The 16,488-nt window shown below is 29.3% G+C and carries 12 protein-coding genes; 9 read left to right on the top strand and 3 right to left on the bottom strand.

Features of this window, described 5'->3' with window-relative positions; all coding sequences use genetic code 11:
* Positions 1–153: 153 nt before the first annotated feature.
* On the bottom strand, positions 154–1,842 hold the full coding sequence (treA, locus tag FD728_RS01580) for an alpha,alpha-trehalase TreA (protein WP_159934133.1): 1,689 nt from the start codon (positions 1,840–1,842) through the stop codon (positions 154–156).
* Between the two features lie 406 nt (positions 1,843–2,248).
* Between treA and FD728_RS01575 the strand changes: the two genes are divergently transcribed.
* Positions 2,249–2,986: a phosphatase gene (locus FD728_RS01575; RefSeq protein ID WP_159934131.1), complete on the top strand. Its 738-nt coding sequence runs from the start codon at positions 2,249–2,251 to the stop codon at positions 2,984–2,986.
* Positions 2,987–3,124: 138 nt separating this feature from the next.
* Here the strand turns inward: FD728_RS01575 and nadE are convergent, their stop codons facing one another.
* A complete protein-coding gene (gene nadE, locus FD728_RS01570; RefSeq protein ID WP_159934129.1) occupies positions 3,125–3,949 on the bottom strand; it encodes an ammonia-dependent NAD(+) synthetase in 825 nt (274 codons plus the stop codon).
* A 575-nt stretch (positions 3,950–4,524) separates the two neighbouring features.
* Here nadE and thrS point away from each other — a divergent pair.
* The 7 genes from thrS (at position 4,525) to ihfA (ending at position 11,723) form a co-directional block, all read left to right on the top strand.
* Positions 4,525–6,453 (top strand): threonine--tRNA ligase, encoded by a 1,929-nt coding sequence (thrS, locus tag FD728_RS01565; RefSeq protein WP_159934127.1) that lies wholly within the window; start codon positions 4,525–4,527, stop codon positions 6,451–6,453.
* Positions 6,454–6,456: 3 nt separating this feature from the next.
* Positions 6,457–6,999 carry a translation initiation factor IF-3 gene (gene infC / locus FD728_RS01560; protein WP_159934476.1) on the top strand — a complete coding sequence of 181 codons (543 nt, stop codon included), beginning with the start codon at positions 6,457–6,459 and terminating at the stop codon, positions 6,997–6,999.
* 76 nt (positions 7,000–7,075) lie between these two features.
* Positions 7,076–7,276, top strand: coding sequence for a 50S ribosomal protein L35 (gene rpmI, locus FD728_RS01555; protein WP_159934125.1), 201 nt, complete (start codon positions 7,076–7,078; stop codon positions 7,274–7,276).
* A gap of 82 nt (positions 7,277–7,358) precedes the next feature.
* Positions 7,359–7,715 (top strand): 50S ribosomal protein L20, encoded by a 357-nt coding sequence (rplT, locus tag FD728_RS01550; RefSeq protein ID WP_159934123.1) that lies wholly within the window; start codon positions 7,359–7,361, stop codon positions 7,713–7,715.
* A 318-nt stretch (positions 7,716–8,033) separates the two neighbouring features.
* Positions 8,034–9,017 carry a phenylalanine--tRNA ligase subunit alpha gene (gene pheS, locus FD728_RS01545; protein WP_159934121.1) on the top strand — a complete coding sequence of 328 codons (984 nt, stop codon included), beginning with the start codon at positions 8,034–8,036 and terminating at the stop codon, positions 9,015–9,017.
* Positions 9,018–9,031: 14 nt separating this feature from the next.
* Positions 9,032–11,422 (top strand): phenylalanine--tRNA ligase subunit beta, encoded by a 2,391-nt coding sequence (pheT, locus tag FD728_RS01540; RefSeq protein ID WP_159934119.1) that lies wholly within the window; start codon positions 9,032–9,034, stop codon positions 11,420–11,422.
* A gap of 4 nt (positions 11,423–11,426) precedes the next feature.
* On the top strand, positions 11,427–11,723 hold the full coding sequence (ihfA, locus tag FD728_RS01535) for an integration host factor subunit alpha (protein WP_159934117.1): 297 nt from the start codon (positions 11,427–11,429) through the stop codon (positions 11,721–11,723).
* Positions 11,724–12,032: 309 nt separating this feature from the next.
* Here the strand turns inward: ihfA and ydiK are convergent, their stop codons facing one another.
* Positions 12,033–13,097 (bottom strand): AI-2E family transporter YdiK, encoded by a 1,065-nt coding sequence (gene ydiK, locus FD728_RS01530; protein WP_159934115.1) that lies wholly within the window; start codon positions 13,095–13,097, stop codon positions 12,033–12,035.
* Between the two features lie 199 nt (positions 13,098–13,296).
* On the opposite strand from ydiK, the gene FD728_RS01525 reads away from it, so the two are divergent.
* Entirely contained in the window at positions 13,297–16,404 is a 3,108-nt protein-coding gene (locus FD728_RS01525; protein ID WP_159934113.1) for an FAD-binding and (Fe-S)-binding domain-containing protein, read from the top strand.
* The last annotated feature ends 84 nt before the right edge of the window (positions 16,405–16,488 follow it).

The raw sequence follows: 16,488 nt of genomic DNA, 5'->3' as shown, positions 1-16,488 counted from the left end.
TGATTGATATTTTTTATAAATAATATTTATTGTTTTGTAAGATTGGTGATAAGATTGGTGATTAGTTTTCAATTTAATATTGAATATGCATTAATTTAAATTTTCTACTTGAGCCGCATTCTAAGAGTTTGGATCAAGTAGAAATAACTAACATTAGTTTATAGTATTTAATACTTTAATATTAGAATTTAAAATAGTATTAGCATTATTACAGATTTTATCTTTTGGACAATATTTATCTAAAAGAAGTAGTGTAACTGCGTTTGTCCAACCAAAACCATCTTGTAATGGATATTCACCTCCTATACCACCACCTAATTTTGTCCCTTCTACTATATATTTCTCAATTAATTTATGTTCTTTATTATAAGTTTGTTGAACATTTTGTAGAAAATTATGACCGATTGTATTTGCTATATGAAATTGATTATAATGTTCTAAACCTTCAATAGCAACCCATTGTAAAGGTGCCCAACCATTAGGAGCATCCCATTGCTGACCACTATTTATCGTAGTAGTAATTAGACCACCAGGTTTTAATAACTGTTTATCTACTACTGATGCTACACGTTTAGCTTGTTTATAATAAGCAAGTTTAGTATATAAAGGGAATAATGTGGCAGCTGTCAATTGATTAGTAATTTTTCTTTTTTTCCAATTATAATCAGCATACCAACCATTTTTTTTATCCCACAGATAACGATTAATTGCTATTTGACGCTTTTTAGCATAGTTATTGAATTTTCTTGCATCATTATATTTATTAGCTATTTTTGATGCTTTAGCTAGTGTTTTTTCTAAATGAAATAATAAACTATTTAAATCAATTGGAACAAGTTGTGTTATGTGAATTGATGCTAGATTATGTGCATCAGCAAACCAACGAGAGCTAAAATCCCATCCAGAAGCAGCACCAGAGCGTAAGTCACGATAAACTTGTTTTTTATTTCGTTTTGGTGCTTTTTTTGCAGTGTTGATATCATCTAACCAAGATTCAGTACGTGGAACATCACGATCATCCCAATAACGATTCAATAATGTACCATTAGTTAATTTAACTACACGTTTGATAGCATGCCCTACTGTTACAGTATTACTATCTTCCATCCAATAGTTATATTCTTTTTTCATTTGAGGTAAATATTGACGATATATTTTATCGCCTTTATGTTGTGCTAGTAAATCTATCATCAAACTAAAAAAAGGAGGTTGTGAACGACTGAGATAATAACTACGATTTCCGTTGGGTATATGACCATATTTATTAAGCTGAGAAGCAAAGTTATCAATCATGTTTTGTACTATATCCCAATGACCACTTTCTGCAAGCCCGAGCATTGTAAAATAACTATCCCAATAATATACTTCACGGAACCGACCACCAGGAACAACATATGGTTTTGGTAAAGATAAAAGGGAATCATATTGATTAGAATGTTGACTAGTTCGTGTTAATACCGGCCATAAATTGTTAATATGTTCTCGTAAGCTTTGTCCAATAGGTGGAACATATTTATTTTGTTCTTTGGGTAAAATAAAATTTTTTTCTATAAATTTTTTTAAATTAAAATCATGCTGATTTTTTTGTGCTTGCCAGTAAGATAAAATAGATGCAGGATCATATTTAGGAATAGCATCAGCAAATGTTTTTTGATCTGGATAAATTCTTTTCTTTTGTACCGTATCAAAAAGTGAACCTAATAAAGTATCAGGAGTATGAGGTTGGTTACTCGATGTTTTATACTTTGTATATTCAGAATATGCAGTAGAAGAACCTGCTAATAAAGCCGTGCTTAGCCAAAAAGTAAACCGTATTGACTTTAATACGACATTTTTTACCATCTACTTTCTCCTTATTTAAAAAAATACTAATTTTTATTACTATAACTTTAGTATTTATTTATTATAGTTTATTTACTTACTTTATTAAGAAAATTTAAAATATTACATATCAATTAATATTTTATTATAGAACATTAATATACTTAATTGTATATAACTTATTTGTCTTTTTGTTTAAGAATAATAATTTCTATCTATATATCAAATATAAAATTTGATTCGTATCATACAAAATATCACTATACTATAGCTATATTTTTTTAAAAAAAGTTTATAGTATTGTTAATACTATAAATTAGATTAATAGTCTCTTATTTATTTTTTAATCACCAAAAACTAATTTTATTTTTTAAAATTAATAGATAGCTTTGTTAATTTATTTATATTAAATTTTAAAGGGAAAATAATGTATCCTATTGATTTACATGTTCATACTATTGCGAGCACTCATTCTTATAGTACTTTACACGATTATATCATCCAAGCAAAAAAAAATGGGATTAAAATGTTTGCTATTACTGATCATGGTCCAAATATGATAGATGCACCTCATTATTGGCATTTTATTAATATGCGTATTTGGCCACGTATAATTGATGGTGTAGGAGTACTTAGAGGAATAGAGGCTAATATTAAAAATCAACAAGGAGAAATTGATTGTAATCAATCTATAATTGATGAATTAGATCTGATCATTGCAGGTTTCCATGAATCGGTATATGTGCCAACTAATAAAATTCATCATACTGAAGCTATGATTGCGACTATAGCAAGTGGTTTAGTAGATATTATAAGTCATCCTGGTAATCCGAAATTTCCAATAGACATTCTAGCTATAGCTGAAGCAGCAGCATACTATAATGTAGCACTTGAAATTAATAACTCTTCTTTTGAATATTCTAGACCAGGTAGTGAACCAAACTGTTATGCAATTGTAGAAGCAGTACGTAATGCTAATGGTCGTTTAGCATTTGGTTCTGATTCCCATATTGCATTTAATATTGGTAAATTTGAACATTGTATTCGTATTACCAATAAACTAAATTTCCCAGAATCTTTTATATTAAACTTTACACCACGATGTATTCTTGACTTTTTAGAACAACGCAAAGGTAAAATTATTAATGAATTTTTAGATTTTTAATCTTCATTAAAAATAGTAAGTATTATAGTTTTAATAGTATCTATACTATTAAAAAAAAAATCTTTCAAAAGAATTAAAATATTTAAAATCATAAGAAAAATTTTAAATATTTCTTAATTTCTTATTTTGTTGATTACATTACTTCCAGAAACTATCAAATATATTAATAGGCATATGACGTTTATGATTTGTTTTTAAATACCAAGATTCGATAGTTTTAGCCGCTATCTCATCAATGGTTTTTCCTTCTAAATAATCATCTATTTGTTGATACGTAACTTTTAAAATAACCTCATCTAATACATATGGGTGTTCATCTTCTAAACCAGCAGTAGGATTTTTTAAATACAAATGTTCTGGGCACCCTAATATTTTTAATAATTGTTTACCTTGACGTTTATTTAAATGAAAGAGAGGATTAATATCTACACCACCATCGCCATATTTAGTATAAAAACCAGTAATTGCTTCAGCTGCGTGATCAGTACCTATAACGATACCATGAGTACTTGCTGCAATACTATATTGTATTTTCATTCGTTCACGTGCTTTTTGATTACCATGCATTAGATTTGATATGGCAATATTAGCATTTTTAAGAGCACATTCACTAGCCAAGACAGCTTCTTTAATATTTATAAAAATAATCTTATCTGGATTAATAAATTTTAATGCATCTTGACAATCTTGTTCATCTAATTGAATACCATATGGTAAACGTACAGCAATAAAAGAATAGTTTTTATTCTTTGTTTTTTCACGCAATTTACATATTGCTATTTGCGATAAAATACCAGCTAGTGTAGAATCTTGTCCTCCACTAATACCTAATACAAAGGTTTTTAGATGAGTATTTACGATGAGATATGATTGTAAAAAATTTACTATCATTTCAATTTCTTTCTCTGGTTCAATAAATGATTTAACACCTAACGATTGAATTATTTCTTTTTGAAGTGTCATTAGATTTCCTTTATATGAATAAATTATTTTCTTAATATAATTAATTACATGTTCATCTCCATTTAAAAGATAAATAATTTTTACTAATCAAAATATACTGTTTTTTTATTTTAAATTGAAAATAAAAAAAGAATAATACTATAAATTATTATTTATCATATTAAAATTCATTTTTTTTATGATAGGATGAAACATATAATTAATAATTTAAAGATTAAATTAGTTAAAGATAAAAATATAATAATTAAATTATTTATTTAATGGGATTTTATTTATTTAGTTAATTTGCAAACATAATTTACATTAATATAAATACATATTTATCATTCTTATCTACTATCATATGAAATGTAATTTAATTACAATTCATAGATTTAAATCTATTTTAAAATCATCTATTGTGTAGATTTTTCTTGCTCATAAATAATGTTATTATTCTTTTATTATAGAAAAATAATAAACACTATTAAATTATAATTACATTAGTTGATTTATATTGTATAAAGATACAATACTACATGCGTGCATGTAACTTTTATGCATAATCATGTATTATTGCAATTAAAGGATAACACATGCCACTGATTACTTTTCCTGATGGCAGCCAACGTAACTTTACGTGCCCTATCAGTTTGATAAATATTGCTTCCCATATAAGTCCTAAATTAGCTAAAACTTGTATTGCAGGACTTGTTAATGATGAATTAGTTGATACTATTGAATTAATTACAGAAGATTCTAAAGTTTCAATAATCACTGATAAAGATGAAGATGGTTTAAAAATTATTCGACGTTCTTGTTCTCACTTATTAGGACATGCTATTAAGCAACTATGGCCAAATACTAAAATGGCAATAGGCAATATAGTGGATAATGGCTTTTATTATGATATTGATATAGATAATGTACTAACAAAAGAAAATCTTGAGCAGTTAGAAAAACATATGCATGATTTAGTATCAAATAATTATATAATAATGAAAAAAAAAGTGAGTTGGCAGGAAGCACACGAGCTATTTAGTAAACGTGGAGAAATATATAAAACTATTATACTTGATGAAAATATCAGCACAAGGAATAATTGGAATTTATATATGCATGAAGAATATATAGATATGTGCCATGGTCCTCATGTTCCTAACATTTTTTTTTGTCGTTATTTTAAATTACAAACAATTGCTGGTGCTTATTGGCGTGGTAAAAATAATAATAAAATGCTACAACGTATTTATGGTACAGCATGGGCGAGTAAAAAACAATTATTTACTTATTTACACTCTTTAGAAGAATTAGCAAAGAGAGATCATCGTAAAATTGGTAAATATCTTGATTTATATCATGTACAAGAAGAAGCACCTGGCATGGTATTTTGGCATAACAATGGTTGGACTATATTCCGTGAATTAGAAACATTCTTACGTATAAAATTGAAAGAATATAATTACCAAGAGGTCAAAAGCCCGATGATATTAGACCATATATTATGGCAAAAAAGCGGTCATTGGGATAATTATAAAGATGCTATGTTTATGACATCTTCTGAACACCATGAATATTGTATTAAACCAATGAATTGTCCTGGTCATGTTCAAATTTTCAATCAAGGTTTGAAATCTTATCGAGATTTACCAGTACGGATAGCAGAATTTGGCAGCTGTCATCGTAATGAACCATCAGGTGCATTATATGGATTAATGCGAGTTCGTGGTTTTATTCAAGATGATGCTCATATTTTTTGTACCGAAGATCAAGTACGTGATGAAGTTAGTAGTTGTATACGTATGGTTTACGATATATATAGTATATTTGGGTTCAAAAAAATTACTGTAAAACTTTCTACTCGTCCATTAAAACGTATCGGTACTGATAAAATGTGGGATCGTGCAGAATTAGATCTAGCTAAAACTCTAGAAGATAATTCAATTTTATTTCAATATCAGAAAGGAGAAGGAGCTTTTTACGGTCCTAAAATCGAATTTACTTTATATGATTGTCTTAATCGTGCTTGGCAATGTGGTACTATTCAATTGGATTTTTTTTTACCTCAAAGTTTAAATGCCACTTACATAGATAAAAATAACAATCGTCAATATCCAGTTATAATTCATCGTGCAATTATGGGTTCTATGGAAAGATTTATTGGTATTTTAACAGAAGAATTTGCAGGAGCTTTTCCAAGCTGGTTAGCTCCAATACAAACTGTTATAATGAATATTACCGATGGTCAAAGACAATATGTTAACGAATTGACAAAAAAATTGGAAAATGCAAATATTCGTGTTAAAGCAGATTTGAGGAATAAAAAAATCAATTTTAAAATTCGTGAGCATACATTATACCATGTACCTTATATTTTAGTTTGTGGTGAAAAAGAAGTAAAAGCAAATAAAATTTCTGTAAGATCTCGCCGCAGTAAAAATCTTGAAAGTATAGATATTGATCTATTTATTAAAAGGCTACAGAAAGAAATTTGTAACCGACACCGTTATCAATTGGAGGAATAAGGTATTAAAGGCGGAAAACGAGTACAACTGATACGTTCACATCGTCTTAATAGTGAAATACGTGCTCATGAAGTGCGTTTAACTGGTATTAATGGTGAACAAATCGGCATTGTCTTATTACGTGAAGCAATTGAAAAAGCAGAAGAAATTGGGGCAGATTTAGTTGAAATTAGCCCTAATGCTGAACCACCGGTTTGCCGTATTATGGATTATGGTAAATTCCTATATGAAAAAAATAAATCTTTAAAGGAACAAAAAAAGAAACAAAAAATTATTCAAGTAAAAGAAATAAAATTTCGTCCTGGTACTGATGAAAGTGATTATCAGGTTAAACTACGTAATTTAAGTCGTTTTTTAGAAGAAGGTGATAAAGTTAAAATCACACTACGTTTTCGTGGTCGTGAAATGGCACATCAACAAATTGGGATGGAAATGCTTAATCGTGTAAAAGATGATCTTAATCAATTAGCAATAATAGAATCTTTTCCAACAAAGATTGAAGGTCGTCAAATAATCATGATACTTGCTCCTAAGAAGAAACAGTAGCTTTTTAAATAAAAATGCCGCAAGCTATGTACGTTTTATTCTATTGAACTAATTAAATCAAGAGTGAATATTTAAAATGATAAAGATTAAGACTGTACGTAGCGCGGCCAAACGTTTTAAAAGAACATCTTCTGGTAATTTTAAACGTAAACAAGCTAACTTACGTCATATTTTGACTAAAAAATCAACTAAGCGTAAACGCCATCTACGTTCTAAAAGTAATGTATCTAAAGGTGATATAGGTTTTGTCATTTCCTCTATACCATATAAATATTAATTATGATAAATCTCATTTAGATGTACTACATAGAGGTAATCCAGAAGGTAAAAAGTATAAAGTATTATGAGGAAAAGCTTATATGGCTCGTGTAAAACGTAGTGTAGTTGCCCGTGCACGTCACAAAAAAATTTTAAAACAAGCTAAAGGTTACTACGGGGCACGTTCTCGTGTATATCGTGTTGCCTATCAAGCGGTTATAAAAGCTGGGCAGTATGCTTATCGCGATCGTCGTCAACGTAAACGTCAGTTTCGTCAACTATGGATTACACGTATAAATGCTGCAGCGCGTCAAAACGGTATCTCTTATAGTTGTTTTATTAATGCTCTAAAAAAAGCATCTATTGATATTGATCGTAAAATATTAGCTGATCTGGCTGTATTCGATAAATTAGTATTCAGTAAATTAGTTGAAAAAACAAAATTACATTTAGTATAGCTTGAAAAATAGAATTATTTTATTTTTTTTGTTTGCAAGTTATTAAAAAGATTGACATCCTAATTAAAGAAATTAGATATTAAAATATAAAATAGTATGTATTATATATACATATATATCGCTTTTCTTACTTTATTAAATTTAAAATCTAATTACCGGAGTTTTTTGTGCAGCAACAGAAAGATAAAAAAAACTTACTTAAAGACTTCAGCCTCCTTCATTAATTTGGAGGCTTTTTATTTTAAAAAATCATTATAAAATCTTGTTACTAATAAAAAATAAATAGTTTATTTAGAATTCATAGAATTAGAGAAAATTATGTCTCAAATTAAAAAACTGGTAGATCGTGCTACAATTGCTATTAACCAAGCATTAGATCTTGCTACATTGGAGGCTATTCGTATAGAATTTTTGGGTAAGAAAGGGCTATTGACATCGCAAATTAAGACTTTGCGTGAAATACCATCTACACAGCGTTCAGTTATTGGGCTAACTATTAACAATGCTAAACAACAAATTCAAAAATGCCTTAAAGTACGTAAATTTTTATTAGAACAGATTAAGCTAAATTCACAATTAGTTTCAGAAACAATTGATGTTTCACTACCAGGACGTCGAATAGAAAATGGTGGACTTCATCCCATTACTCGTACAATTAATCGTATTGAATATTTATTTATTAATCTAGGATTTTCTGTAGTAACTGGACCAGAAGTAGAAGATGATGATCATAATTTTAATGCTTTAAATATTCCAATCCATCATCCTGCTCGTACAGAACATGATACTTTTTGGTTTGATAATTCACGATTGTTACGTACACAAACCTCAAGCGTTCAAATTCGTATTATGAAAAATCAAAAACCTCCAATTCGTATTATTGCACCAGGTCGTGTATATCGTAATGACTATGATCAAACACATAGCCCTATGTTCCATCAGATGGAAGGACTTATTATTGATAATAATATTAATTTTGCTAACCTCAAAAATACATTATACGATTTTGTGAATATATTTTTTGAAAAAAAAATGGAGATTCGCTTACGTGCATCTTATTTTCCATTTACTAATATCTCAGCTGAGGTTGATGTAATAAATAGAGATAATAAATGGTTAGAAGTATTAGGTTGTGGCATGGTTCACCCAAACGTTCTTCGAAACGTAGGTATTGATCCTGAATTTTATTCAGGTTTTGCATTTGGTATAGGAATAGAGCGTCTTGCTATGTTACGCTACCATGTGACAGATTTACGTGTATTTTTTGAAAATGATTTGCGTTTTCTTAAACAATTTAAATAAATTCAGGACATCCAATGAAATTCAGTGAATTTTGGTTACGAGAATGGGTAAATCCAACCCTAAATAGCGCTGCACTTTCAGAACAAATAACCATGGCAGGTTTGAAAGTTGATGCTATTAAATCAGTAGCTGATGATTTTCACGGCGTAGTAATTGGTGAGATTGTTAATTGCTATAAGGATATACATAATACAAAAGTAAATTTGACAAAAATTAATATTGGAAATAATAAGCTATTAAATATAATCTGCGATGCGATAAATTGTCGGGAAGGCATGAAAGTAGTAGTAGCTACTACAGGTATAATATTACCATCGAGTAGATATAAAATAATAAGTACAACAATATACGGTATTGTATCTGAAGGAATATTATGTTCTTTTGGTGATCTTGGTATAAATAATGATTTTAGTAAAATTATTGAATTACCAATTAACGCACCCATTGGTATTGATATACGCAATTATTTACAATTAGATGATAAAATTATTGAAATTAGTGTTACATCAAATCGTGGTGATGCTCTTAGCATACTTGGTATTGCCCGTGAGATAGCAGCGCTGAATATTTTATCATTAAATATACCTAATATCGAATCAGTTACAGTTACTACTAATGAAACTTGTGCTATTTTTGTTGATGCAACTATTGAATGTCCACGCTATCTTTGTAGGATTATAAAAAATATAAATCTTAAAGTATTGACACCTTTGTGGATGCAAGAGAAATTACGTCGCAGTGGTATTCACTCTATTAATCCACTTGTTGATATTACTAATTATGTTTTATTAGAACTTGGCCAACCGATGCATGTATTTGATGTAGACTGTATTGAGGGTGAGATCGTAGTTCGTATGGCACAAGAAGATGAAAATTTTATATCGCTTGACGGTACTCAAATCAAACTTAATAAAGATACTTTAGTACTTGCTGATCAACATAAAATATTAGCAATAAGTGGTATATGTGGGGGTAAATATTCTGGAATACAAGATAATACCAAGAATATATTGATTGAATGTGCATTTTTTAATCCGTTGGCAATTAGTGGACGTGCTCGTCGCTATGGATTGTATACTGATGCTTCTTGCCGTTACGAACATGGTGTAGATCCAGAATTACAGTATAAAGCAATTGAGCGAGCGACTCAATTATTAGTAGATATTTGTGGCGGTAAAGTTGGTCCAATAGTTAATCGAACTCAAGAAAATCATTTACCAAAACAGATTACTATTATATTACGGCATGAAAAGCTAAACCTCCTTTTAGGATACAGAATTACGGAAGAACAGGTAACAGATATTTTAAAACGACTTGGTTATGAAGTTGCTTTTAGTATAGGAGCGTGGAGAGTTATAGTTCCTAGTTGGCGTTTTGATATACAATTAGAAGAAGATTTAATACAAGAAGTAGCGCGTGTTTATGGTTATAATAATATTCCAAAAATACCGCTTACTACTAATTTAACTATGACTCAGCATTGCGAAACTAATTTATCACTAAACCGCGTAAAAAATATGCTAGTAGATAAAGGTTATCAAGAAGCTATTACTTATAGTTTTGTTGATCCTAAAATGCAGCAATTATTGTATCCAGAAGAAAAAACATTGATTATACTAAATCCAATTTCTCATGAAATGTCAGCAATGCGTCTTTCTTTATTGATCGGGTTACTTAGCGCTGTAGTATATAATCAAAAACGTCAGCAACGGCGTGTACGTTTATTTGAGAGTGGATTACGATTTATTGTTGATTCACAATCTGATCTAGGAGTTCGTCAAGAATTTATGCTAGCAGGAGTCTTAAGCGGTAATAGATACAAAGAGCATTGGGATATACAATCTCAAGAAGTGGATTTTTATGATTTAAAAGGAGATTTAGAATCAATATTAGATTTAACTGGTAAATTAGAGGAAATTTCTTTCTGTGCAGAAGCGAATCCTGCTCTACATCCAGGACAAAGTGCGGCTATTTATTTATCTGATGAACGTATTGGATTTATTGGAGTTATACATCCAGAATTAGAAGGTAAATTAAGTCTTAATGGATGCACTGTAGTATTTGAATTATTGTGGGATAAGATCATAGACCGTATTTTACCTAATGCATGCGCGATTTCACGCTTTCCTGCAAATCGTCGTGATATTGCTATTGTAGTATCCGAACATATTCCTGCAGCACAAATTATAGCAGAATGTAAAAAAGTTTGCGCAAATCAATTAGTTAATATAAACTTATTTGATGTGTACCGTGGTAAAGGTGTGAATAAAGGTAAAAAGAGCCTTGCTATTAGCCTAATTTTGCAAGATACCAGCCGGACACTCGAAGAAGAGGAGATTGCTGCGATTGTTAATAAATGCATTGAGGCATTACAAAAGCAACTCCATGCAACTTTGAGGAATTAAACCTATGGCGCTTACAAAAGCTGAAATGTCTGAATATTTATTTGAAAAACTCGGGTTAAGTAAACGTGATACTAAAGAATTAGTAGAATTTTTTTTTGAAGAAGTACGCCGCGCGTTAGAAAATGGAGAACAAGTAAAAATATCTGGATTTGGTAATTTTGATTTACGTGATAAAACTCAACGTCCAGGTCGTAATCCAAAAACAGGACAAGATATTCCAATTACTGCTCGTCGTGTAGTGACATTTCGTCCTGGGCAAAAATTAAAAAGTCGAGTTGAAAATTCTTTATCAAAGAGTTAACTTATATTAATATAACAAAAATTTGTCTAGTAGCTTTAACAAAGCAAAGATAAAACTAGCGTTATCCTAGGTTTTAGTGTATTCATTTACTTGTTAATGTTATTATATAGATTAAATTATTAAAATGAGGTATCCAATTATAAACAAAATAAATAACATTAAATCTTTTAAAAAAATTATCAAAATAATGATATAACAAAAATATATTAAGGTATTATGCAATACCTTAATATTAATAATTATATATTTCCTAATACTATAATAGGAACATTAATTTTTTAATTAAATATTCTGTGATGTTTTAACTATCTATACATTATCAGGAGCTGAAACTTCATTAATCCATACTAATATTAGTCGATACGAAACAGCTAATACCACTGGTCCTATAAATAAACCAATCATCCCAAAGGCAAATAAACCACCAATGACACCAAAAAGAATTAGTATAATAGGTAAATCAGCGCCAATTCTAATAAGCATAGGACGTAATATATTATCAAGCATACCAACTACACAACTCCAAATCAATAATATAGATCCCCATGTAGCATCGCCAGTCCAATATAACCAAATAATAGCTGGAATTAAAATTAAAAAAGGACCTAATTGTACTAAACAACTTAAAATCATTAATACAGTTAACAACGTAGTATAAGGAATACCAGAAATTAGCAAACCAATACCACCAAGTATTCCTTGAATTAAAGCAGTTACTACTACACCAAGTGCTACAGAACGAATAGCTTGGCTAGCTAATAACACTGTAGCATCACCACGTTCTCCTCCGATACGGTAAGCAAAATGACGAATAACTTGTCCAACTTGTTCACCATGCCAATACAGTAATATACTAAATACTAACATTAATGCAAGATGTATCATAAATCGACTGAAATGTCCTGCCTGTGCGACAAAGAAACTAGTCGTACGACCTATATAAGGTTGGAGTTCTTGTATTATTGCTGTACCTCCACCATTGACCAATTTATGGTAGCTGTAATAAAGTTTATGTCCAACCATTGGTATATCACTTAGCCAATTTAATTGAGGTAATATTAAATGTCCTTGAGCAATCTTAGCAATTAATGGTGCACTATTATCAATTAAACTATTTATTAAAAATATAATTGGAATAATAAATAGAAGTAATAATAGGATAGTTATAGCCATTATAGCTAATAAACGTTGTTCCCAAAAAAAGTGTTGTAGACGTACCATTAGTGGCCACGTAGCAATCACCACCATACTTGCCCATGCAAAACCAAAAATGAATGGTTTCACTACCCAAAAACAACTAATAATCATAATAAGAATAAATATTAAAGAAAAAAATAATTGAGGTAAATCTATAACGCGTTGTAGATTTTTCATGATAGAGTGTAGATCTCAATAATATTCTACTATTGTTAGATGAATAAACTATTAATATAGTTATATATATTTAATTATATTTTAATAAAGCAAAAGAAAACATTAATTCTCTTTTAAAAAAGAAATTATATGAAAAATATCATCAAAAATAATATAAAAATATAATTTACAATATTTATCATATTTTGGTTACTTAATAATGATTCCACAAATTTCTCGGGTATCACCTTTTATTAAATTAATTTTTTTATTTTTAAAATCATTAAAAAAAGAAGGTTTTACTGGTGATATTGCTACTAATTATTCTGATCGATTATCTCTTTCCACAGATAACAGCATATATCAACTGATTCCTGATGCCATATTATTTCCGCGTTCAACCTATGATGTAATTCTTATTTTTAAATTAGCTAGTAAATCTGAGTTTTCTAATTTAATTTTTACTCCTAGAGGTGGTGGTACAGGAACTAATGGACAAGCTTTAAATAAAGGAATTGTGGTTGATATTTCACGTTATATGAATAATATTCTAGATATTAATATTGAACAGTGTTGGGTTAATGTCGAAGCTGGTGTAATTAAAGATCAACTAAATTTATGGCTTAAACCTTACGGTTTTTTCTTTTCTCCTGAACTATCTACTAGTAATCGCGCTACGATAGGAGGTATGATCAATACGGATGCATCTGGCCAAGGATCTTTAGTATATGGTAAAACCTCTGATCATGTTAAAGAACTAGTTGCAGTGCTTTTAGGTGGTCATATACTTAATACTCGACCCATGTCTATTGAACTAGCAGAACAAATAGCAAATAATCCAACTACAGAAGGATTTATTTATTATCAGGTTTTAACTAGTTGCCGTAAGCAACGTTCAATAATTTTAAAAAAATTTCCTAAACTAAATCGTTTTCTTACTGGTTATGATTTACAACATGTATTTAGTGATGATATGAAGACTTTTGATCTAACTCGTTTATTGTGTGGTTCAGAAGGAACTTTAGCTTTTATCACTGAAGCTCGATTAAATATTACACCGATTCCTAAAGTCCGACGTTTAGTTAATATAAAATATGATTCTTTTAATTCTGCATTACATAATGCATCTTTTCTAGTAGACGCTAAAGCACTTTCAGTAGAGACTATTGATTCAAAAGTACTTGACTTAGCTCATAAAGATATTATTTGGGATTCAGTAAAAGAATTAATTAGTGATATACCGAATAAAAAAATACAAGGTTTAAATATAGTAGAATTTGCTGGTAACAATAATGAACAAATTGAACTACAAATTAATATCCTTTGCAAATATTTAGATAAATTTATAGCTCTACAACAAAATGGTGTAATAGGGTATCAAATATGTAATGATATTAATAAAATAGAACTAATATATAACATGCGTAAAAAAGCAGTTGGTCTTTTAGGAAATTCTATAAATCAAGCTAAACCTATTCCATTTATAGAAGATACAGTAGTACCACCAGAACGACTAGCTAATTATATTACTGAACTTCGGTTACTACTTGATAGTTATGGTTTAGATTATGGCATGTTTGGACATATAGATGCTGGAGTGCTTCATTTACGCCCAGTACTAGATATGTGTGATCTTCGTCAAGAAGCATTAATAAAACAAATCTCCGATAAAGTAGTCATACTTACTGAGCAATATGGTGGTTTATTATGGGGAGAACACGGTAAAGGTTTTCGTTCTCAATATAATATTCATGTTTTTGGTGAGATACTTTTTAACGAACTGAGGTGCATAAAAACAGCTTTTGATCCCGATAATAGAATGAATCCAGGTAAAATATGCACTCCGTTAAATAATAATAATCCTATGATACAGATCGATGCAATAAAACGCGGCACTTACGATCGTCAAATCCCTATTACAGTTCGTGAAAAATGGAATACTGTAATGAATTGTAATGGTAACGGTTTATGTTTTACTTTTGATTTACAGACTATAATGTGTCCTTCAATGAAAATTACTCGAAATAGAACTCATTCTCCGAAAGGACGTGCTTCACTTATGCGTGAATGGTTACGTTTGTTATCAGAGCAGAATTGCGATATAAATTATTTAGAGAAAAAATTATTACCAAATAAAAATATTAATTTAGACTTATATAAGTTCATTAAACGCATCTGGAATTCTTGGAATGCTAAACGTGGTACATATGATTTTTCACATGAAATTAAAGATGCTATGGTTAGTTGTCTTGCATGTAAAGCTTGTTCAACCCAATGTCCTATAAAAATTGATGTCCCTAGTTTTCGTTCACGTTTTTTACAACTTTATTATACACGTTATCTTCGTCCAATGATGGATTATTTAATAGCTATGGTAGAGCAATACATACCATTAATAGCTAAATCACCTCGGGTATTTAATTTTTTTTTAGAACAACCATGGATATGTTCGCTCATTAGAAAACATATTGGTTTAGTAGATTTACCTTTATTATCGATACCTAGCTTAAAGCAATATATTAAATATAATACATCAATCAATTTAAATTTGAAACAGATAAAAATAATAAAAAATATTCAATTTGATCATTGTGTATTAGTAGTACAAGATCTTTTTACTAGTTACTATGAGGCAAAATTGGTAAGAGACTTCCTTTTGCTTATTAAAAAACTTGGTTATCATCCTATATTATTACCTTTTTATCCTAATGGAAAATCACAACATGTAAAAGGATTTTTAAATCACTTTGCTAATACTGTTAAAAAAACTTCATATTTTTTAAATAATATAGCTAAACTAAATATACCTATGGTAGGAATAGATCCTGCTATGGTTCTATGTTATCGCGATGAATACAAACAAATTTTAGATAATAAATTAATTGAATTTAAAGTACTAATGGTACATGAATGGTTACACAAGGTATTGACAAAATTTATGGTATATAGTAACAACAATGAAACATGGTACCTATTTACTCATTGTATTGAATCGACCATATTGCCTGCTTCTCCACACCAGTGGAAGGATATTTTTTCTTTTTTTAGAACAACACTTAAACATATTAATGTAGGTTGTTGTGGTATGGCAGGAACTTATGGTCATGAAATTGATAACTTAAATAATTCAATAGGCATTTATAAACTTTCATGGCATTCACAATTAAATAAATTGCCATTTCAACGTTGCTTAGCTACTGGTTTTTCTTGTCGTAGTCAAATAAAAAGAATTGAAGGGAAAACTATACTTCATCCGTTACAGGCATTATTAAAAATAATATCAACAAGTTGTAGTAGTAATTTACAAGGTAGATTACAATTATTATAATAAATACCTTCAAACAATATTTGATTTTTATAGATAAAAAATTTAAATACTGTTAATAAATAACGGTTATTGCTGATATATAAA

It is taken from the genome of Pantoea sp. Aalb (assembly GCF_009829985.1).
Lineage (GTDB): Bacteria > Pseudomonadota > Gammaproteobacteria > Enterobacterales > Enterobacteriaceae > SZZU01.
This window is presented reverse-complemented; position numbering and strand designations above follow the sequence as displayed.